Genomic DNA, 20,365 nt, shown 5'->3' on the forward strand with positions numbered 1-20,365 from the left:
TTTCCCCGGCCCCATATAAGAAAAGGCCTTCCCATTGTCTTTGGACGGTTATGACAACGGGAAGGCCTCTATGGTAAAGGCGTGTCGGCGGAGGCGCTATTTCATGAAGGGATATACCCACAGCGCCATGGTGATGGCATAGCAAACAACCAGTGAGACGAGGACATAGATAACGGTGTAACTTAAAAATTCCTTCAGGGGGACCTTGCGCCCGTCTTCTTTTTCTCCCAGGTTGACGGCCACAAACAGGGCCGGCGCGCCGGCGATGGTCAGGTTGCTCCCCAGGGTGCCGGCCCACAAGAGCGCCCAGTAGAGCGGCCAGGGCTGGACGTCGGGAGATTGGGCCGATAGATCGCGGATGACATAGAGCAGTGTCAGGATATAGGCGTCATGCTCGACAATGCCGCAAATGGCCGCAGACACCCAGTACAAAACGGTGGTTCCCAACACCAGACTCGACTGGATAAAAGGAACAAGCCAGTGGGCGACCGCTTCGATGACACCGCCTTTTTCAAGACCGCCCACCAGGGCGAACAGGCTTACATAAAACATGACCGCGCGCCAGTCCAGCTCAGCCAGGATTTCTTCAAATGTCGGAACCTTGCCGACTTTTTTCTTGAAGATTTCCAGTAGAAACACCAGGATGGCGGCGCCGCACAGGGTGATCCAACCCAGATGGACCCCGAACACCGGCCGGAATGCCATGGACAGGATGGTCCCGACAAAGCACAGGCAGACCAGCCAGGCAAAGAGATTGTTTTTGATGTATTTCGTTGGGTTCTGTTCGGCAGGGTCAAACTGCATCTTTTGGCCGCGCAGTTTTTTTGCGAAAATGAAATAGAAAACCAGAATTACGAAGGCATAGGTGGCGGTGAGCACAAAAAAGGAGGACGGTCGGCCGGAATGCCACAGGAACCCGTCAAATTCAATGCCGGTGACGGAATGCAGGAGCTGGGGCGGCAGGTCCCCCAAAAGCAGGCCGGTCCCCATGAAATTTGAACACAGACCCACAAACAGGATGGCGCCGTAAGCCGGGAATTTGTACTCCCGGCTGACGGCAAACAAGACCGGCGCCATCATCAGGACCACCACCACATTGTCCACCAGCAGCGAGATAAAACCGGAGGCCGTACCGATCATCGTGATGAAAAGGGCCACATTCCCTTTTGAAAGAATCAGGAGTTTGGTTGCCATGTATTCCGGCAGGCCGGTTTTGCCCAGATAGGTGGCGATGATCCAGATGCCGATGAGGATAAAAATGACGTTCCAGTCCACCACCTTGAAGGCATCAAGGTCGGTCATGACGCCGAAGACGATCATGGCGAATACACCCAGGAAAGCGGCGATGACCGTATCAATAAACCCGGTGATCACCAGAAAGATACTGATCAGAAAGATAATGATCGCTACAAGCATTAACGGCTCCATGACAACTCCTTTCGCTATAAATCAACTCTGTATAGAACGTGGGCATCCATCACAAATCAGGGGTTATTTATTTTATAAGCACTTTCAATGCAAGAAAGTTTTCAGCATATCTCTAAAAAAGATCGGTATCATCAGAACAGCAAATTATGTGCCAAAAAAATCGTGTAACCAAGCATTCTTGAAATCCCTCCCGAGAGGCTGTCCGATAACCTATAATTCCTCTCCCCCTTGTGGGGAGAGGTTAGGTGAGGGGGGGAAATAAATTCGGATAGTTACACCCCTGGTCGCTTTTTCGGCGCCGCCGTAGGCGGGTAAACCTCACCCCGACCCTCTCCCAAGATGGGAGAGGGAGTTATCGGTCAGGCTCCCGACCTCCCTTTATAAAAGGGAGGAGGCGTATTCCCCCTTTATTAAAGGAGGCAAGGGGGATTTTCTATGGGGCGTTTTGCAAGGGTCTTGCGTCAACCCGGGGGTTACACCGGTGTCACCCCGAAGAGACGGATGCATCATTAGCACCGATTCCCGAATCGCAACGTTTTTCAGGATTGTGGTGAAAAGACAGGGAAATTAAGCCTGATAAAAGCAATTGGACGGATTTACCCTGGAGAAAATTAGCTTAAAATAAATGGCACCTCTTTTGCAAAGATATAGAAACGACCGTTGTTTATCCATTTGACATTAGCGGAAACCTGCCATGCGCCAAAAAAAAGTAATCGAAATAGTAGTCCCCTATCAAGAAGGCACGCCGTATCCTCCCGCGGTAACGATGAACGATAAGATTGTCCACGCCGTTGAGCTGATGGTGAATAACGGCATCCACCAGATCGCGGTGGTTCGCAACAATCGCCCGGTGGGAATGATTCGGCTGGAAGATGCTTTTCGCAAACTGGGTCTGCAAGGACCGCTCCCGAAAGATCGCGCTTATTTTTCAAGAGAAAGAAACAAATCATAACATAGATCTTGTAAAATCCAAGGTATAAAAAGACTCAACAGATAAAATCCGAAGCACAAATTCGGATTTCGAATTTTGCTAATGACTTATGCGTAAAACACGCCCTCTGGGCTTAGACCAAAGCCGGCTCCTTTGGGGTCGGATATTTACTCTTTAAACCCCTCTGTCTCAACTCCCGTTTCTTTGATCAGCCGGTGAAGATACTGTCGCTGGGTACCGGCCAGTTCACCTGGATTGAGGTCTTCCGGAACCGTTATCCATAGATCACTCGCTTGTCTTTGGCACGCCTGCAACACTTGTTTTCTGATTTGTCTTGCCTTATTTCTTCAGGCATGAACAATTTTGCTTGGAGTTTCGGAGACAGATTATAGAAAATGAAAAAATGCCAAAGATTTGATGATATCGATTTCGAAATATGTTACTGTTAATTGATTTGTATTTCGATATATGTCAATAGACTGGATTCCCGCCTGCGCGGGAATGACTCGGTAGTCGTTCGTTATTAACCCGGCAATTAAATATGTCATTCCGGCCCCCTGTTTTAACCGGGGCAGGCTGCGCGTAGCGGAGAGCCGGAATCCAGAAAAGTTGTTGATAATACTGGATTCCCGCCTGCGCGGGAATGACAAAATGTAATGAAGAATGGGTCTGTTTAATTGCCGATTTAATAGTAACAAATTGGTAATGCTCTCGGACGAAGGACGAAGCGTTGCCTGATTTTGGCCGGTCAACCTTTCGAGATGGTCCCATCCTGATACTTGATTATAACAGCAACGCTAAAGGCTGCTTCAAGAAAAGCATCGTCCTGTCATGTGAATTGAACAAACACGGATGAGTAATGCACCACGACATTCTATATAACAATGTTCGGAGGTAAAGATGGCAAAATACGGAACGACCTCAGATGCGCAAGAAATTGCTTTTTGTAATGGGGACATCGGCTACCGCGGAATTGTAGATCATATCAATGATGGTGTTGTCATTATCAGAGACGGGAAAATCGTGTTTGCAAACAGGGCCTTTTATGAAATCTGCCGGAAAAGCCCCAAAGATGTTTTGGAAACGGAATTTGCGGAACTGATCGTTCCTTCGGACAGGAAAGCAGTAACGACGTTTTTTGCAGAAAGAATAACAACCGGCGGTTTTCCCGACAGGATCGACTTTACCATGATGCGGCCTAAAGAAGACGGCATTCTGGAGATGAAGGTGAACGTCATCAAATGCGCCGGAAGTCCGGCGATACTGGGAGCTCTCACGGATGTCACCGAAAGGAGAAAGACCCGGATCGAGCTCCAGAAGATGAAGGACAGGTTTGAAAGCATCCTGCATTCCATGAATGATGTCGTCGTTTCAGTTTCACCCCATGATCTTTCAATCCTTGCCATCAACCCTTCGGCCGAAGTCCTCTATGAAATACCACTCAGGGACTTTCGCTCCGGAAATAGACATATCATGGAATTTGTTCATCCCGAAGATTCGGAGAAGGTCAGACAGTTCTACAAATCGCTTTCCGAGCTTGAGTTTGCAGATCTTTCCTACAGGATTGTCAGTAACAATAAGGGGGTCAAATGGGTTTTGGATGAAGGCCGGATCGTGTATGCCGAAGGGGGCGGGGGCCGGGTCCGTAGAATCGATCACGTAATCCGGGATATTACCGAAGAGAAGAAGGCTCTGGACGCCTTGAAGCAGAGTGAAGAAAAATACCGCAGCTTTTTTCAATCCACAAACGACATGGCCTACGCCGTCACGCCGGAGGGAATCTTCATGGATATCAACGACGCCGGTCTCAAACTTCTCGGTTTCAAAACCAGAGAAGAGGCCCTTGGTTTCAATATCATGCAAACCTATGTCGACCCTTCCGAAAGAAAAGAGCTTGTTGCCGAGCTCAGGGAGAAGGGTTATGTTGCGGGCAAGCGTGTCAGGTTAAAAAACAGGGCGGGAGAGGTTGTCGAAGTGGCGATCACTGCCCGGGCAAAAATAAATGATGCCGGAGATCTTGTTCATTATGAAGGCCTCGCCCACAACATCACCAAAGCCATGGAGGATCAGAGAAACAGGGTCCTGCGCAATGCGGCCGGAAGCATGTGTCACTACCTGAATACCCATCTGGCGTCTTTGCTCTTCTCAAGGGAGTGTATGGCGGAAGATTTGAAGTCTCTCGATGGTCTTGTTCGGACCCATGCCGACGGAAGACCTCCCGGCGACATCTTGAAACAAATGAAGGAAACGCTGGCTTCTTTGAAGGAATCCTCTGGCGAAGTGGGCAATGCCTATGAAAAGATAGCCCAGGTGACAGCGGCTTTTAATTCGGCATTCCTCACGTACAGGGAAGAAGCATACCTTAATAGAACGATTCTCGATATATTCCACTCCACCGGAGGAAAAGAGAATCCGGATGATGGCAAAGCACATTAACCCGGCAATTAAATATGTCATTCCGGCCCCCTGTTTTCACCGGGGCAGGTTGCGCGTAGCGGAGAGCCGGAATCCAGTGATTTCACCACGCTAAAGCGTGGCTGGATACCTGCCTACGAGGTTGTGTCATAATTGTTAAAATGGATTCTTTTTCTCCACGTCATGCCGGACCTGGTCCGGCATCCAGATGAACACCCACTTGAAAACATTCTGGATTCCGGGTCAAGCCCGGAATGACGAAAAATCTTGGATCTCTGGCTTTTATAATTACGACACAGTCTCCTACGCAGGCATGACGGGATTTGGGACTTTTTACGAATGTGTCAATACTCTTTCGAGACGATTAATTAAGATACTAAGTGCTTCCGATCATATGTCCTTTCCACCTTTGAACATATCGGCATCCACCCCTGCTTCCTTCATCAGCCGATGAAGGTATTGCCTTTGAATCCCGGCCATCTCAGACGCCCGGCTGATGTTGCCGCCGCTTTTGCGAAGCAGCGCTTCGATATAGTACTTATGAAACAGTTGGATCATGTTGTCTTTGGCCTCTTTAAAGGAGATGTCCGCCATTTTCGGGGCCATTATCGGCGCCAGGTGATCTTGGGCGCTTTCAATTGAGAGATCGTCCGGTTCCAACGAGTCGCCCCGGCAGAAAATGACGCCGCGTTCAATGATATTCTCCAGCTCGCGCACGTTTCCTTTGTAGTCGTGCGCCATCAGCGCCTGCATGGCGGCAGTGGAGATGTCGCCAATATCCTTCTGATTGATGCGGGTGTATTTTTTCAGAAAATGAAAACAGAGCAGGGGGATGTCCTGCTTTCGATCCTTAAGAGGCGGCAGATCAAAACGGATGACGTTCAGGCGGTAGTATAGGTCCTCGCGAAAACGTTTTTCCTGGATGTCGGCGGCCAGATCATGGTTGGTGGCGGCAATAAAGCGCAAATCCGCCTTGAACGTTTTGACATTGCCCACCGGCTTATATTCGCCTTCCTGCAGGAGCCGCAGCAGTTTGGTTTGCAAACGCGTTGAAAGGTCGCCGATTTCGTCCAGAAACAGCGTGCCTTCATGGGCTTCTTCCACCAGTCCCTTCTTGTCCTTCCAGGCGCCGGTAAAGGCGCCTTTCACATGTCCGAAAAGCTCGCTTTCGATCACTTCTTCCGGAAGGGCGGTGCAGTTGATGGTAATAAAATTTTTGGCTCGGCGTAAGCTGTGCTGATGGATGGCCCGGGCCACCAGCTCCTTGCCGGTCCCGCTGGGTCCTGTTATCAGGACGGTTCCCATGGTGGGTGCGACCTGTCGGATGCGTTCGAATATACTGCCCATCACACGGGTCGAACCGATCAAAGAAGAGAACTGGCCGCTTTCCGCCAGGGCCTGGTGCAGTTCCAGGTTTTCTCTGACCATCTGCTGCCATTTCATGACCTTGTCGATGGTCAGGAGGATGCGTTCACGCCGGAACGGCTTGGTGATGTAGTCATAAGCGCCTTTTCGGATCGCTTCCACCGCAGTATCGATGGTGGCAAACGCCGTCAGGATGACCACCGAGGTCTTGGGCCGGATCTTTTTAGCCTCTTCCAGCAGCTTGATGCCGTCCATTTTGGGCATTTTTAAATCGGTTATCACCAGATCAAAATGATTATTTTTAAACAAATCAAGGGCGCGGAATGGATTGGTTTCGGTGTGCAATTCATGGTCGGTTTCTTCGGAAATAATCCGCTGCAGCAGCAGCAGCATGTCTTTTTCATCGTCGACAACTAAAATTTTACCGACCATTATTCCTCCCGCGGTTTCGTGAGCAATTTAATGGTAAAAAGCGTCCCCTTTTTTTTGCCGAGGTTGGTTTCGGTGGCGCTGACACAATCAATGGAGCCGCCGTACTTTGAAATAATGCCGTAGCTGACAAACAGGCCCAGTCCGGTTCCGGCCCCTTCCGGCTTGGTTGTAAAAAAGGGTTCGAAAATATGATCCATATCTTCGGGACGAATACCGATGCCGTCGTCCTGAAATTGAACAACGGCTTTGCGGCTGCCTTTTTCAAAATCTGTTTTAATCTGCAGGACGCCGCCGTTCTCTATGGCCGCAACGGCATTGTTGATCAGATTTAAAAAGACCTGCTGCAGTTGTCGAAATTCTCCTTTCACCAGCGGGATATTGTCTGCAAACCGGGTGATCAGCTCGATATTATTCATCTCCAGGTTATGCCGCACGACTTTGATGATCTCCGTCAGACAATGATTGAGATCCGAATACTCATAGTCGCCTTCCCCAAAACGGGCGAAACTCAGCAGGTTTTCAACAACCTCCTTGCAATGAAACCCCTGCCGTTCAATGGTCTTCAGATCTTCGTAATTCTGCGAGTTTTTTTCCGTTTTGCGCAGCAGGATGTCACAGAAACCTAAAATAACGCCTAAAGGATTATTGACTTCATGGGCGACTCCGGCCGCCAGGGTCCCCAGTGATGCCAGTTTTTCGGCATTGATCAACTGGTTCTCCAGATTTTTGCTTTCGGTGATGTCACGGGCGATACATAAGACCGATCCGGTTTCGCCGGCTTCATTTTTGATGGGCATGAAATTGGCGCTAAGCCAAATTTCAGTCTCGCCCAAGTTTATTTTAAATTCATCCCGGGCGCTTTTTCCCAGCGTAAAGACCTGGCGTACCAGTTTAACCTGCTTTTCGGTGATTTCATCGGGAAATAAACTGTTGAGGGGTTTGCCCAAAAACTTTTCAGGCCAGCCGCCGAAGAAATTGGCCGTAAAACTGTTCATGGATTGAAACCGGCCGTCAGCATCCACCGTAAAGATAAAGTCCTCGGCGCTTTCCACCAGGGAACGGTATTTTTCTTCTGATTTTTTCAGCTCTGCGGTTCGTTGTGCAACCGTCTTTTCAAGGGTTCGCGACCACCGCAAGACAACAAACAGAACTGTGCCGGCGCCCAGCAGAATGACGGACAGAACGAACCCCTGCAGCAGCAATTGCCATAAAGCTCCTTTTTTCAGGGCGCCTTCAACCTCTGCAACGGGGGCGACCACCGCCACCGACCACTGCTGGGGCGGATTAGCGGATACGGCAATGGGGGTATAGGCGATCAACTTTTTGACTTTTCCGATAATGCCGCGGTGCCAGCCGGAAATATACCAGTCAACACCCTCCAAGCCTTTGAGCATTTTCTCTTGCTGAATAAAATTGATAACATTATAGGATAAACTGGGGTCTTTTTCTTTTCTAACTTCGGAGGCGTTTTTCCCTACAAAATCGGAAACAGGATGGAAAAGGAAGATTCCGTTTTGATCGATTACCCAGGCATAGCCGGTTTTACCGGAACGGATGCTGCTGAGAAAGGGAGTCAGCAACCATGAAACGTTAACGTTGAATATTAACAGTTTTGATGCATCGCCGGCAAGCGGCAAAGCGAGGGTGAGGATGATGCCGTGCGGCTTAATTTGCGGTTGCGATATGACAGCATCGCTGCCGGCCGGTTGATCCGATGTCGGCAGTTTGATTTGAATGTCATCGGCATCTTCGGTAACAGACCAACGACTGTACGGCAAGTAGCGATAGCTGTTGCGGCTGTGAAGATCGGCGACTTCTATGCGCCAAACACCGCTTTCAATGACGCGATGGAAGCTTTTCTGGATTATTTCCAGATTGGCCGTCGGTTCAAATGGTTCAGCGGAAATATCTTTACTTAAGAGTTTAATTTCCTTTTTTAAAAAGTCCAGTTCTCTTTCAATTAAAAGACTTACATTGCGGGCAATAATCAGTTGTTGCTGGTTGAACTGTTCGGTAACCAGGTCACGCGTCTGACGGGTTGACTTTAAGCCCATCACCAGGGCGAACGCCAAAAGGACAAGCGTCGCAATGGTCACTGTGATGAAAATTCTTTTATGGATTCCCGGTGGTTGCATTAATTTTATTCCAGCATAGAAAACCGAGCCGTCAGGGTCAGTTCAAAGTTAACCGGATTTGCCTTGGATTATTGTGTTTAAAAATACAAATTCCAAAGACCAAATTACAAACAAATTCCCTCCGGGGGTAGCCAAAACTTGACACCCTGGGCCAGGATTCTTTACTAAATATCCCCGCTTTTTCTCAGCAGCAGTCTGGCTTCCGCTTTTCTGATGCGCTCTTCCTGTTCATCTTTTCGTTTGCGGGCGATTTCCAGTTTCAGCAGCAATTCATCAAAGTCGGCCGGTTTCATCAGGTAGTCGAATGCCCCGAGTTTCATCCCTTCCACCGCCGTTTCAGTGGTTCCGTGACCCGTCAGCATCATCACTTCCACCAGCGGAAATCTTTTTTTGATCTCCCGCAGCGTTTCAATCCCATCCATCCCCGGCATGCGGATATCCAGAATGACGACATCGATGACCTTTTGTCCCAGAATATCCAGGCATTCCCTCCCGCTGTGGGCCGGTGTTACCTTTTCACCGACCTCATTCAACCGGAGGCTGAGCATTTCCACAAAGTCAACTTCGTCATCCACAAGCAATACCCTGGTCGGTATTTTGATCATGTCAGTTATTCTCCTTTTATTTGTTGTAGTATATCGGCATACGTATCTTCCGGCAATTCCATCCGGGGTTCATGCCGCTGCGGCAGCCACACACGAAAGGTCGCTCCCTGACCGAGGCTGCTTTCAACTTCGATATAGCCGCCCAGGCGGCCCAAAATTCCGCGGGTGACAAACAGGCCGAGACCGGTGCCTTCCCCCGGATTTTTGGTGCTGAAAAACGGCTCAAAAATATGTTTCAGGTTTTCCCTGGGAATCCCTGTGCCGGTATCTCGCACCGTCAGTTGAAGGCCGCCCTTGAGGGATTCAATCGTCACCGTGATGCTGCCGCCCTTTCCGGTGGCATGAACGGCGTTGGACAGTAGATTGAGCAGCACCTGGCGCAGTTGGTAAGGATCGCTCCAGATACTGTCGACAGAAGATTCGGCTTTTACTTCCACGGCGATCCCTTTGTCCAGGGCTTCCTTCCTAACCAGTCCGATGGTTTCATCCGCCAGCTCCGGCAGGTTTATGTGCGAAAAAGACGAATCCTGTTTGCGGACAAAACTCAGCAGTTGGTGGGTAATGCGTTTGGCGCGCTCGACTCCCTTCTCGATCTTCTGGAGCGCCAGTTCAAAGTCTTTTTTAAAGGGTGATTCCGCCAGCTCTTTTCTTTTGAGGAGCAGCGTCAGCCATCCGGCCGATTCCCGGATAATGGCCAGCGGGTTGTTGATTTCATGGGCGACACCAACAGCCAGTGTGCCCAGCGACGCCAGGCGTTCGGCTGCGGCCATCTGTTGCTCCATTTTTGCTCTGAACTCGGCCTCTTTGCGCTTTTCCTCCTCACGCAGTATTTTTTCATAAGCCTGCTGAATTTTGCTCAGGAGATGTTCGAATTCAATGGGTTTGGTCAGGTAATCAAAAGCGCCGGATTTGATTCCGTCGACACCGTCCTGGGTGGAGGCATGGCCGGTCAGCAGGATGACTTCGGTTTGGAGGTGCTTCTCCTTAATTTGGGCCAGCACCTCAATCCCTGTCATCCCGGGCATTTTTATGTCCATGACGACCACATCAACCGGATGGTCGGCCAGAACGGCCAGGCACTCCTGTCCGTTTCCGGCCTGTTCGGGATTCAGCCCTCTTCGCCCGAACCGCCGGACCAGCGCCCGGCGAAAGTCGGCTTCGTCGTCAACCAGCAATAGTCGGATGTCGGTGTCCATATGATGGTTATTATCTAACAGTTCGTTGTGTTTCAAGTTTTGATTTCTCCCGCAGAGACGCAGAGACGCTGAGGATATTTTTCTTCAAAGACAGTAAAACACCCGGGCCGGGTGCGCGATGTTCGGCAAAAGCAAATCAGCTGCAATTGTCGCTTTGACATGTTGGGCCATTCTCTGCGTCTCTGCGTCTCCGCGCGATACCATTAACCATTGCAATAAGCTTTCACTTGAGTCCTGTAACTCGCAACTCGCAAACCGTTCACACCAATCCCAGTATTTTCCACCAGACGCCGGCCACCAGAATCAGTATTCCCAGCAGGAGCGGTGTGGCGACCAACCCGGCCTTGGTCAAATCGGACGATTTAAAGTAACGGTAGCTGTAAGCGATGGCATTGGGCGGACATCCGATCACCAGGAGCATGGCAAAAGAGGTCGCCATTCCCAGACAAAGCGCCAGAATGGTGGGATTGACCCCTTCTAGCTGCGCCATGGGGATGACGATGGGAAGAATCAGGGCGGCCGCCGCCACATTTGCCATGGCGTTGGTCACCAGGGCGCCGAAGACACCGACGCCGATGAACAGAAGGAGCCAGCCGCCTCCCTGGACATAAGGAAAAAAGAGGTAGGCGAAATAAGCGGCCGCTCCCGAGGAATCCATGGCAAGCCCCAGGGAAATGCCGCCGCCGAAAATAAACAGGGCGGTTCCCCACTCCAGGTTGGTGTGAATATCCTCCCATTTTAAGATGTTGAAAAGGACCAGGGCCGTAAGGCCCAGCATGCCGGTGATGGAATAATCGATGCCGTGATACCCTTTGGTCAGCCACAGCAGGAAGGTCATTCCAATAATACTCACCGTTTTTATCTCCATAGGCGTCCAGGGGCCAAGTTCTTCGTCGAATTTGGGAAGTTTGTACTTGGGATCGGGTCGGAAGACAAAATAAACGATTGCCACGGCCGCGGGTACGGTCAACAGGGCTGCCGGCATGGCATACTTCATCCAGTCAAAAAATGTGATCTCTATTCCTGTGAATTCCTTGAGAAACGCTGCCGACACCATACAGCGGCCGCCTCCCACCAGGCTTCCCATGCCGCCGCTGGAGCATGCAAAGGGGAGGGAGAGCATCATAAACTTTGCCGTGTTGGTATGGGGCTCGATCCCGGCGGCTCGCATGAGGGGCAGCATGGTCACGATGCCGATGGCAGCGGCGGCGGCATCGTGCATAAAAGCCGATGCATAACCCAAACCGATGGAGAGAATAAATGTAAAGCGCACGACGCTGGTTCCGGCTTTCTTGATGATAAAATATCCAAATCTTTTGGTGAGATCGACCTTGTCCAGCGCGATGGCGAAGATCAAACAGCTCATGATAAAGACAACCACCGGGTGCATATACGGCGCCCAGGCGTCCTTGACATTGCTGATTTGCATGACGACCAAAAAGACGCCGATACAGATGGCGGTGATTTCAAGGGGGATCGGTTCGGAAATAAAAAGAAAGATCAGTACGGCCAGAACGGCCAGGAACCGCTTGGCCTTGGGAGAAAGCCCGTTGATGTAATCATATGCAAGGCCTTTTATTTTAAGCTCGGCGGTCTTTGAGCGCAGCAGTTCTTCGTTTGATCCGGATGAATCCGGATTTAAAGCTTCGACGATATACCCCTTGGCCGGATCTTTTTCAACGGTCAAAAGGCTGAAATGCTGACGGATGTTTTCAAATAGTACCTGGCCCGGATCTCCGGTGATCCTGAATTTTGTACCCACCGGACGGGGCAGCAGCAGCACGATGATACCGAGTGAAAGCGCGATAAAGAGTTGGAATCCTTTTGACTTTAAAAACATATATTCTCCTTTGTATATTAAACAATTCAGGTGTCAGGCGATGGTCGATTGATGATTCAGGATTGGCGATTGTAAAAACCTATCAATCAAAAATCAACAATCAACAATTAAGATCAAACCCCCGATCCCTTGTCCCCGGCCACTGGTCCCTTATTCCCGCCTTCCTCCGATTTCCGGCTCCTGTAAGCTGCCTGGATCTTGGCCAGCAGGTCATCCAGTTCGCAGGGTTTGGTCAGATAGTCAAAGGCGCCGGCGGCAACTCCTTCCCGGGCGGCTTCTTCGGAGCCATGTCCGGTCAGCATGATCACCACCAGATTCGGATCCATTTTTTTCAAAATCTTCAAAACTTCAATACCGTCCATGCCCTCCATTTTCAGGTCCAGAACAGCAACGTCAAAGTCACTGCTGCGAACAACCTGAATGGCTTCCTCGCCGCTATAGGTTTTGGTGACAAGCATATTGCGACGTGACAGGCGGTTGCTGAGCACGTTGACATAGCCCTTTTCATCGTCCACCAGCAGCAGTCTGATCGGTTCTGTTGAGATAAGATGCGGTTTATCTGGGGACATTATCAAACTCCCGCTTTAAGAAATCCCCCCGACCCCCTTTAAAAAGGGGGAAATTATGCTCCTCCCTTTGGCAAAGGGAGGCCGGGAGGGATTTTAAAACATCAGCGCATTTTTTCTTATGTCTTAGGGACGCCGTGACGTAATTTCCTTCAGCCGCGCTTCGATGATCTTGTTTTCATGGCTTCTTTTTTTGGCGGCGGATTCTTTTACCTTGGTGAGAAGGTTTTCAATGTCACAGGGTTTCATCAGGTAGTCGAATGCGCCCAGCTTCATACCTTCGATACCTGTTTCAACAGTGGCATGACCGGTGAGCATGATGACTTCCGTTAAAGGAAAATTTCTTTTGATTTCCCTTAATGTTTCAATACCGTCCATCCCCGGCATTTTGACATCCAGAATGACCACTTCAATCCCGGAGATTTCCTTGAGTTTTTCCAAAGCCTCTTTTCCGCTAAAGGCCGAAATGACCTGAAGATCTCTTTTGGCGAGACGTTTGGTCATGGTCTCTACAAAGGGGACTTCATCATCCACCAGAAGTACATGGGCTATCGGCATAAGATACTCCTTTCATTTTGCATCGCTTATTATTTCCGTTTTTTTAGAAATCGGAAGCTTGACGTCAAAGGTCGTGCCCTCCTCCAGAACGCTGCGGACGTCGATTTCACCCCCGATTTTTTTAACAATTCCGTAGCAGATGGACAGGCCTAAACCGGTCCCCTTGCCCACCGCTTTGGTGGTAAAGAAGGGGTCGAATATCCTGGCAAGATACTCTCGGGGGATTCCCGGCCCATTGTCGGATACAGTGACCACCACGCGATCTTCCTCCAGCCGGCTGCTGATATTGAGCGTACCCCCCTTTTTTTCCATGGCGTCCAAAGCATTATTGATCAGGTTCAGAAAAACCTGCTGGAATTCAGTTGGCGAGACTTCGGTGAGCGGCAGATCCGGGGTAAGATCGGTATGAATGGTTACATTGCTGTATTTCGCGCGCTGATCGGAAATGCCCACCACCTCTTGGATCAAGGTGTTGATCTGGACTTCGTGCACCCGCGGATCGGTTTTGCGGGCAAAACTCAGCAGCTTATGGGTAATTTCCTTACAGCGTTTGCCCTGGGTGTTGATCTGCTTGAGGGCCCGGTTGAATTCCTCCAGGTTTTGACTTTGCCCGAATTCTTCTTCCGACAGCAGGTCCTGGATCCAGCCGGCTTCCTCCACCATGATGGCGACCGGATTATTGATTTCATGGGCGATGCCGGCGGCCAGCTCGCCGATGGAAGCCAGCTTGCCGGTTTCGATGACCTGCTGGTTCATCATCTCCTTTTCGCGGTCTGCCTTGGCAATCCGGCTGACCATGCGTTTCGATACCAGGAATGCCATGGTGATGATGGCCAGCGCGCCCAGCAGAAAAATAGCCAAGGCGATTTTTTGGGTCCGGTTGAAATCGGCGTAGGCGTCGGCAGCGTCCTGCCGGTATATCAGCAGCCAGTCCCCGTGCTTGAGGGATGCCGCTACAAAAATTCTTTTCCGGCCGGCCTCGTCTTTTTTTTCAATTATATCAATGCCGTCTTTGCTTTTGGCAACGCTATCGATAAAGTGCAGGTACGTTTCTTTATCAGCGACGGCATCGGCTTGAGACGTTGTCTGGAATTCGCCGGCTTTATTTAAAATAAAAGCCGAGCCGGTTTTGCCGATACGGATGCTTTCCACCAGAGAGTTAAAGGACTTAAAATCGATGGTGGTCCTCAAAATCCAATCATCCCCCTGCCGGTTCTGTTTGACTGCGATAATAAAGTGGGGGATTCCCCGCAATCCCAGGAAGACATCGCTGATATAGAAATCGCTTTTGATGGCTTTTTTAAACCAGTCGGATTGAGAATAAAGAGCGTTTGCCAATCCAAACGGTCCGGCATAAGCGACCTGAAAACCGTCCGCGTTGATCAGGCCGAGATCTTCAAAAACAGCGTTGTATTCTCTTTTCAGCTCGGTCAATTTCCCCCGCAAAAAGTTTTCATTGCGCAGTTCATCAAGGCTGAAGGATTTTGAAGTAAAACGCAGGTCGCTCAGCTTTTCATTTAAAAATCCGTCAATATGCTGCTTATGCTTCAGGACCAGTTCTTTGAGATGGGCACGGACTTTTTCATGGTGAGAGGACCGGAACTGTTCCAGAATAATACCGATGACCAGAATCATGGGGGTAAGGGAAACAATGATGACGATGAGGATCAGCTTACGTGTCAATGAGTGGTAATAAAGATTATTGGGGGTGTCTTTTCGGTTCATTTTATTAGGATCCGCCGGTGTCTGTATTTTTATGGGGTGATGCTGCTGCCGTCCTAACGCTCGACTGCTGCAGGATATCTGAAACGACCTCTCTGAGTTTTTCGATGCTGCTTCCCCTTTTTTCGACAAACGCGGCTGCGTTTGCAAGGTCTTTGTGGGTTTCATAATCGGATATCAATGTATGCACGACTACCGGAAGCGTCGGGATACGGTTGCGAACTTTTTTGAGCACGGCGGACTCCTCCACATCCGGCAAATCAGGATCCAGTATCAGCAGATCGACGGGCGCGTTCTGATATACCTGTTTGACAACGTCTCGGCCCTTATCCGCCAATATAATCCGATATCCCGCTGCCGTCATTTCACGCCTTAAAAATTCACGCACATGCGGATTCCGATCCGCAATTAAGATGGTGTATTTTCTTTCCACAGGCAGTCCTTGCAAGAGTGTTTGTAAATGCTGTCAGCAAGGTTTGTGCCAGCCTGTTTCAAGAATGAATTCGATTGTAACCGTTTGTAAATAAATAATAAATATTTATTTAAAAATTTTTTTGAGTATGGATGACGACAGGTTGTGTCGGGTTTCTTTACAGAATGTAAAACAGGGACCGGTCTGAAAAAAAGGATGTCCGGTAAGACGGCAAGGCCCCGTTCATTTTTCCGGGTCCATAATTTCGGGCAAGGGGAAGTTGCCGGGGAGTGGTTCAGGTCTGCCGGCGACGCAAAAGCCGCCGGGTCTTATTTTCATGTCAGGCTGTCTCCCAGGAATAGACACTTCCCGGCCGGCGACCGAGCCGGTATCGGGTCAAGGACACCGGCGTTAAAAATTTAATGTATGATATCAAAAAGTTATAATAATAATAAAACGAAGTCGCAAAGGCATCCGGATCGGCATGGTTTTTGAATGGTATTTCGATGAAAGGGAAAAGGCAATTTCCATCTTAGGAATTATCATCACCACGGTTGGGTCGGCCGGCAGGAGCCAGACGCCGTAGGCGAAAGGCTCGGGATGGGGTGACGGCGGCAGCCGGGAGAGGATAGCGGTAAACCGGCCTGCCGGTCGACAAACCGGAACCTTTTGAAAATAATTATTTTTTTAAATCTGAACAACCAAGAGGAGAAACCCATGTCAGCGAATACCTCAGTCGCACAAGAGCGAGATGAATTGCAGGAATTCAGCCCGGAACAATTGGCGGCCGTAGATGCCATTATTGAACATCATCAGTTGAAGCCGGGCGCCCTCATCCCTGTTCTGGAGGAGATTCAGGAAGCGATCGGGTATCTACCCAAGGCCATCCAGCGCAAAGTCGCCTTCGGTCTCAAGATTCCTTTCAGCGAGATCTATGGGGTCGTTACCTTCTATTCATTTTTTACCATAAAACCCCGGGGCCGTCATACCATCCGGACCTGCCTGGGAACGGCTTGTTACGTCCGCGGCGGCAAGCGCATTGCGGAAAGCTTGGCACAGGCTTTCGGCATCAAGGATGGCGAAACCACACCGGACCGACGGTTCACTTTCGAGACGGTGCGCTGTCTGGGCGCCTGCGGATTGGGTCCGGCGATGGTTGTGGACAACGACGTCCACGGGCGGGTCAAACCGGCCAAGGTCAAGGACATCCTGGAGCCTTACATTTAATCCATTTAAGGAGTGGGAGCGATGGCAAAACTGACAATTGCGGACTTGAAAAAGATCAAGGACAGGGTGCATGCGGAAACGGCCCTGCGTCAAGGGGATCGCCGCGCACGGGTGACCGTCCACATGGGAACATGCGGAATCGCCTCGGGGGCGCGCGAGGTGATGGACGCGCTGATGCGCGCGATCGAAGAAACCGGCGTATCCGATGTGGCCGTTACCACATCGGGTTGCATGGGGTTGTGCAGCCGGGAACCCCTCGTAACCGTTGAAATCACCGGGCAGGAGCCCATCAAATACGAATATGTGAACCCCAACAAGATGCGGCAGATCTTCAAGCGCCACGTTCTGGAAGGCGAGATCCAGACCCCGTTCGTGCTGGCCCGGGGAGCCGAGATCGTAAAATAGGTATAATAGCCCGGGGGCGGTTGGCGCCGCACCGGCATCGATACGCCATATTCTCGAAGATACAGGAGGAAATCCATCATGAAGGTGTTTCGCGCACATTTGCTGCTTTGCGGAGGAACGGGCTGCCATGCGTCGGGCAGTCTCGAAGTCAAGAAGGCCCTCCTCGCAGAACTGGATAAGAGAGGGTTGGCCGGTGAGATCAAGGTCGTCGAGACCGGTTGCAACGGCTTCTGCGCCATGGGACCGGTCATGGTCGTTTATCCCGAGGGCGTCATGTATATGATGGTCCAGGTAGGGGATATTCCGGAGCTGGTCGAGGAACATTTACTCAAGGGCCGGGTGCTGGAGCGTCTCCTTTACAAGGAGCCCGTAACCGGCGAGGTCATTCCCACGATGCAGGAGATTCCGTTTTTCGCCCTGCAGGATCTCCGCGTTCTCCGCAATCGGGGCATCATCGATCCGGAAATCATCGAGGAATACATCGCCTGCGACGGTTACGCCGGAATGGCCAAGGCCCTGACCGAAATGACGCCCGAAGAGATCGTTAAGGAGGTCCTGGACTCCGGTCTGCGCGGGCGCGGCGGCGCCGGGTTTCCCACGGGACTTAAATGGAGATTTGCCTCGCAGTCGCCCGGAGACATCAAGTATGTCCTGTGCAACGCCGACGAGGGGGATCCCGGCGCCTTCATGGACCGGAGCGTACTGGAGGCCGACCCTCACGCTGTGCTGGAAGGGATGGTCATCGCCGCCAAGGCCATCGGCGCCCATCAAGGCTACATCTACTGCCGCGCCGAATACCCGCTTGCCATCCACCGTCTCAATATCGCCATCGACCAGGCCAGGGAAGCGGGTCTGCTGGGCAGGGACATCCTGGGTACAGGCTTTGATTTCGAGCTGGAGATTTACAAGGGCGCCGGGGCATTTGTCTGCGGCGAAGAAACGGCCCTCATGACTTCCATCGAGGGAAAACGAGGCATGCCGAGACCGCGCCCCCCCTTCCCCGCTATCTCGGGTCTGTGGCAGCGTCCGTCCATCCTGAACAATGTCGAGACCCTTGCCAACATCGGCCAGATTATCCTTCGCGGCGCCGCCTGGTATGCCGGCGCGGGTACGACGAGGAGCAAAGGGACGAAGGTTTTCGCCCTTACCGGCGATGTGAATAACATCGGCCTTGTGGAAGTGCCCATGGGCACCCCCCTGGGCACGATCGTTTATGACATCGGCGGCGGGATCGCCAAGGGCAAGAAATTCAAGGCCGCCCAGTTGGGCGGACCCTCCGGCGGGATGATTCCGATACAGCACCTGAATGCGCCCGTGGATTACGAAAAGGTCGCCGAACTCGGGGCCATCATGGGTTCCGGCGGGCTCATCGTCATGAACGAAGACTCCTGCGCCGTCGATATGGCCCGGTTCTTCATGGATTTCTGCAAGGACGAGTCCTGCGGGAAATGCACCCCCTGCCGTGCGGGTACACAGAAGATGCTGGAGATCCTGACCAATATCTGCAACGGCAAGGGGAAGGAAGGGGACATCGAAAAACTTGAAAAATGGGCCAATGTCATTAAAAACACGGCGCTTTGCGGGCTGGGGCAAACGGCGCCGAACCCGGTGCTCTCCACCCTGCGCTACTTCCGTGAGGAGTATGAGGCCCACATTCGGGAAAATCGCTGCCCGGCGGTGGTCTGTCAGGCCTTTTTCAAGACCCCGTGCATGCATGCCTGCCCGATCAACATGGACATCCCCAGCTACCTGGCTTTAATCAAGGCCGATCGCCTGGAAGATGCCTATAAGGTCCTTTTAAAAACCAATCCGTTTCCATCAATTTGCGGCAGGGTGTGCGACCATAAGTGTGAAACCAAGTGCCGCCGGTCCACAGTGGATGAAGCCGTCGGCATCAAGTATCTGAAGCGCTATATTACCGATAATGCCGCCCGGCCGCGCCAGGAAAAAGCGCCGTTAACCCGCAAAGAAAAGATCGCGGTCATCGGCGCCGGTCCTTCGGGTTTGACGGCGGCAAGAGATCTGGCTTTGCGGGGCTATGCAGTCACCCTTTTCGATGAATATGCGCAGGCCGGCGGCATGCTGCGCTGGGGCATCCCCGCCTACCGGTTGCCGCGGGAGATTCTCGATCAAGAAATCGCCGACATCCTGGCCCTCGGCATTGAGTTTCGCAACAATACCAAGGTGGGCTTGGACGTCTCCTGGGATGAGATACGGGTAGCCTACAATGCGGTTTATCTTGCTATCGGCGCCCAGCGCAGCGCACGTTCCGGCGTAGAGGGGGATGGACTGAAAGGCGTCGAAGGGGCGATCGAGTTCCTGCGGGAAGTGAATCTGGGAAGAAATCCCAAGGTGGGAAAACACGTTGCCGTCGTCGGGGGCGGAAATTCCGCTGTCGATGCCGCCCGGTCGGCCCTGAGGCTCGGCGCCGAAACGGTGACTATTCTGTATCGGCGCCTGCGCGAAGACATGCCGGCCCAGGAAGTTGAGATTCATGCGGCTGAAGCCGAAGGAATCAAGATTGAATATCTGGCAGCCCCCGTTCGATTCCAGGGGGCGGACGGCCGGCTGCAAAGCGTTATCTGCCAGCGGATGACCTTGGGTGAATTTGATGCAAGCGGTCGCAGAAAACCCGTGCCCTTCACCGGCAGCGAGTTCAGTCTGGAGGCGGACCAGGTGATTCTGGCCATCGGTCAGGAAGCAATCTTCCCGTTTGATGCCGGGCAGGCGGGGATCGGCGTGACCAAACGAAAGCTCATTGAAGTCGTAAAGGGTTCAAAGACTGCAACCGCCGCTGCGATGGTCTTTGCAGGCGGCGATGCGGTCACCGGTCCCGATACGGTGGTCGGCGCTGTGGCAGCCGGGCATCATGCCGCCGCCGAGATCGATGCGGCCGTTCGCCTGCAAAATGGAGAAGCGCTCTACGTTCCCGTGGAAGAGGAAATCCCAATTCCCATGGTCTTGGAGGAAGAAACCGAGGAGATTCCGCGTGTCTGCATTCCCGAAGTGGCTTGTCTGGAAAGAATTAAGGATTTCAGGGAAGTGGAACTGGGGTTGTCGAAGGAAGCGGCGCTGACGGAAGCGAGCCGCTGCCTGCGTTGCGATATCCAGATTGAATAAGCGTGCCA

The 20,365-nt window shown here is 51.6% G+C and carries 15 protein-coding genes; 5 read left to right on the forward strand and 10 right to left on the reverse strand.

The window, feature by feature from the left end; genetic code table 11:
• Positions 1 to 96 precede the first annotated feature (96 nt).
• A complete protein-coding gene (locus tag P1P89_02225) occupies positions 97 to 1,428 on the reverse strand; it encodes an SLC13 family permease (GenBank protein ID MDF1590306.1) in 1,332 nt (443 codons plus the stop codon).
• Between the two features lie 694 nt (positions 1,429 to 2,122).
• Here P1P89_02225 and P1P89_02230 point away from each other — a divergent pair.
• Both P1P89_02230 and P1P89_02235 read left to right on the forward strand, forming a co-directional pair.
• Positions 2,123 to 2,380 carry a CBS domain-containing protein gene (locus P1P89_02230; GenBank protein ID MDF1590307.1) on the forward strand — a complete coding sequence of 86 codons (258 nt, stop codon included), beginning with the start codon at positions 2,123 to 2,125 and terminating at the stop codon, positions 2,378 to 2,380.
• Between the two features lie 879 nt (positions 2,381 to 3,259).
• A complete protein-coding gene (locus tag P1P89_02235) occupies positions 3,260 to 4,795 on the forward strand; it encodes a PAS domain S-box protein (GenBank protein MDF1590308.1) in 1,536 nt (511 codons plus the stop codon).
• A gap of 369 nt (positions 4,796 to 5,164) precedes the next feature.
• Here P1P89_02235 and P1P89_02240 read toward each other — a convergent pair whose 3' ends face one another.
• The 9 genes from P1P89_02240 to P1P89_02280 form a co-directional block, all read right to left on the reverse strand.
• The gene (locus P1P89_02240; GenBank protein ID MDF1590309.1) at positions 5,165 to 6,571 is read right to left on the reverse strand and encodes a sigma-54 dependent transcriptional regulator; all 1,407 of its coding nucleotides are present in this window, start codon (positions 6,569 to 6,571) and stop codon (positions 5,165 to 5,167) included.
• Positions 6,571 to 8,706, reverse strand: coding sequence for an ATP-binding protein (locus P1P89_02245; GenBank protein MDF1590310.1), 2,136 nt, complete (start codon positions 8,704 to 8,706; stop codon positions 6,571 to 6,573). The genes P1P89_02240 and P1P89_02245 overlap by 1 nt, the downstream gene beginning before the upstream one ends.
• Positions 8,707 to 8,870: 164 nt before the next feature.
• Complete coding sequence (locus tag P1P89_02250) at positions 8,871 to 9,311, reverse strand: response regulator (GenBank protein MDF1590311.1); 441 nt, start codon at positions 9,309 to 9,311, stop codon at positions 8,871 to 8,873.
• 5 nt (positions 9,312 to 9,316) lie between these two features.
• Entirely contained in the window at positions 9,317 to 10,543 is a 1,227-nt protein-coding gene (locus P1P89_02255; protein ID MDF1590312.1) for a response regulator, read from the reverse strand.
• Positions 10,544 to 10,766: 223 nt separating this feature from the next.
• Complete coding sequence (locus tag P1P89_02260) at positions 10,767 to 12,347, reverse strand: DASS family sodium-coupled anion symporter (protein MDF1590313.1); 1,581 nt, start codon at positions 12,345 to 12,347, stop codon at positions 10,767 to 10,769.
• Positions 12,348 to 12,460: 113 nt separating this feature from the next.
• On the reverse strand, positions 12,461 to 12,916 hold the full coding sequence (locus P1P89_02265; protein ID MDF1590314.1) for a response regulator: 456 nt from the start codon (positions 12,914 to 12,916) through the stop codon (positions 12,461 to 12,463).
• A 123-nt stretch (positions 12,917 to 13,039) separates the two neighbouring features.
• Positions 13,040 to 13,471: a response regulator gene (locus tag P1P89_02270; GenBank protein ID MDF1590315.1), complete on the reverse strand. Its 432-nt coding sequence runs from the start codon at positions 13,469 to 13,471 to the stop codon at positions 13,040 to 13,042.
• A gap of 12 nt (positions 13,472 to 13,483) precedes the next feature.
• Positions 13,484 to 15,196 carry an ATP-binding protein gene (locus P1P89_02275; GenBank protein MDF1590316.1) on the reverse strand — a complete coding sequence of 571 codons (1,713 nt, stop codon included), beginning with the start codon at positions 15,194 to 15,196 and terminating at the stop codon, positions 13,484 to 13,486.
• 4 nt (positions 15,197 to 15,200) lie between these two features.
• Positions 15,201 to 15,626 carry a response regulator gene (locus P1P89_02280; GenBank protein ID MDF1590317.1) on the reverse strand — a complete coding sequence of 142 codons (426 nt, stop codon included), beginning with the start codon at positions 15,624 to 15,626 and terminating at the stop codon, positions 15,201 to 15,203.
• 696 nt (positions 15,627 to 16,322) lie between these two features.
• On the opposite strand from P1P89_02280, the gene nuoE reads away from it, so the two are divergent.
• The 3 genes from nuoE to P1P89_02295 all read left to right on the forward strand — a co-directional run bounded on the left by nuoE (position 16,323) and on the right by P1P89_02295 (position 20,357).
• On the forward strand, positions 16,323 to 16,832 hold the full coding sequence (nuoE, locus tag P1P89_02285; protein MDF1590318.1) for an NADH-quinone oxidoreductase subunit NuoE: 510 nt from the start codon (positions 16,323 to 16,325) through the stop codon (positions 16,830 to 16,832).
• Between the two features lie 21 nt (positions 16,833 to 16,853).
• The gene (locus P1P89_02290) at positions 16,854 to 17,237 is read left to right on the forward strand and encodes a (2Fe-2S) ferredoxin domain-containing protein (protein ID MDF1590319.1); all 384 of its coding nucleotides are present in this window, start codon (positions 16,854 to 16,856) and stop codon (positions 17,235 to 17,237) included.
• Positions 17,238 to 17,315: 78 nt separating this feature from the next.
• Positions 17,316 to 20,357: an NADH-ubiquinone oxidoreductase-F iron-sulfur binding region domain-containing protein gene (locus P1P89_02295; GenBank protein ID MDF1590320.1), complete on the forward strand. Its 3,042-nt coding sequence runs from the start codon at positions 17,316 to 17,318 to the stop codon at positions 20,355 to 20,357.
• Positions 20,358 to 20,365 lie beyond the last annotated feature (8 nt).

The sequence above is a fragment of the Desulfobacterales bacterium genome (assembly GCA_029211065.1).
GTDB lineage: Bacteria > Desulfobacterota > Desulfobacteria > Desulfobacterales > JARGFK01 > JARGFK01.

Excerpts from the sequence above, each read along its gene's own strand:
- P1P89_02225 (MDF1590306.1), bottom strand. The coding sequence starts at position 1,428 with ATGGAGCCGTTAATGCTTGTAGCGATCATTATCTTTCTGATCAGTATC.
- P1P89_02230 (MDF1590307.1), top strand. The coding sequence starts at position 2,123 with ATGCGCCAAAAAAAAGTAATCGAAATAGTAGTCCCCTATCAAGAAGGC.
- P1P89_02235 (MDF1590308.1), top strand. The coding sequence starts at position 3,260 with ATGGCAAAATACGGAACGACCTCAGATGCGCAAGAAATTGCTTTTTGT.
- P1P89_02240 (MDF1590309.1), bottom strand. The coding sequence starts at position 6,571 with ATGGTCGGTAAAATTTTAGTTGTCGACGATGAAAAAGACATGCTGCTG.
- P1P89_02245 (MDF1590310.1), bottom strand. The coding sequence starts at position 8,706 with ATGCAACCACCGGGAATCCATAAAAGAATTTTCATCACAGTGACCATT.
- P1P89_02250 (MDF1590311.1), bottom strand. The coding sequence starts at position 9,311 with ATGATCAAAATACCGACCAGGGTATTGCTTGTGGATGACGAAGTTGAC.
- P1P89_02260 (MDF1590313.1), bottom strand. The coding sequence starts at position 12,347 with ATGTTTTTAAAGTCAAAAGGATTCCAACTCTTTATCGCGCTTTCACTC.
- P1P89_02265 (MDF1590314.1), bottom strand. The coding sequence starts at position 12,916 with ATGTCCCCAGATAAACCGCATCTTATCTCAACAGAACCGATCAGACTG.
- P1P89_02270 (MDF1590315.1), bottom strand. The coding sequence starts at position 13,471 with ATGCCGATAGCCCATGTACTTCTGGTGGATGATGAAGTCCCCTTTGTA.
- P1P89_02275 (MDF1590316.1), bottom strand. The coding sequence starts at position 15,196 with ATGAACCGAAAAGACACCCCCAATAATCTTTATTACCACTCATTGACA.
- nuoE (MDF1590318.1), top strand. The coding sequence starts at position 16,323 with ATGTCAGCGAATACCTCAGTCGCACAAGAGCGAGATGAATTGCAGGAA.
- P1P89_02290 (MDF1590319.1), top strand. The coding sequence starts at position 16,854 with ATGGCAAAACTGACAATTGCGGACTTGAAAAAGATCAAGGACAGGGTG.
- P1P89_02295 (MDF1590320.1), top strand. The coding sequence starts at position 17,316 with ATGAAGGTGTTTCGCGCACATTTGCTGCTTTGCGGAGGAACGGGCTGC.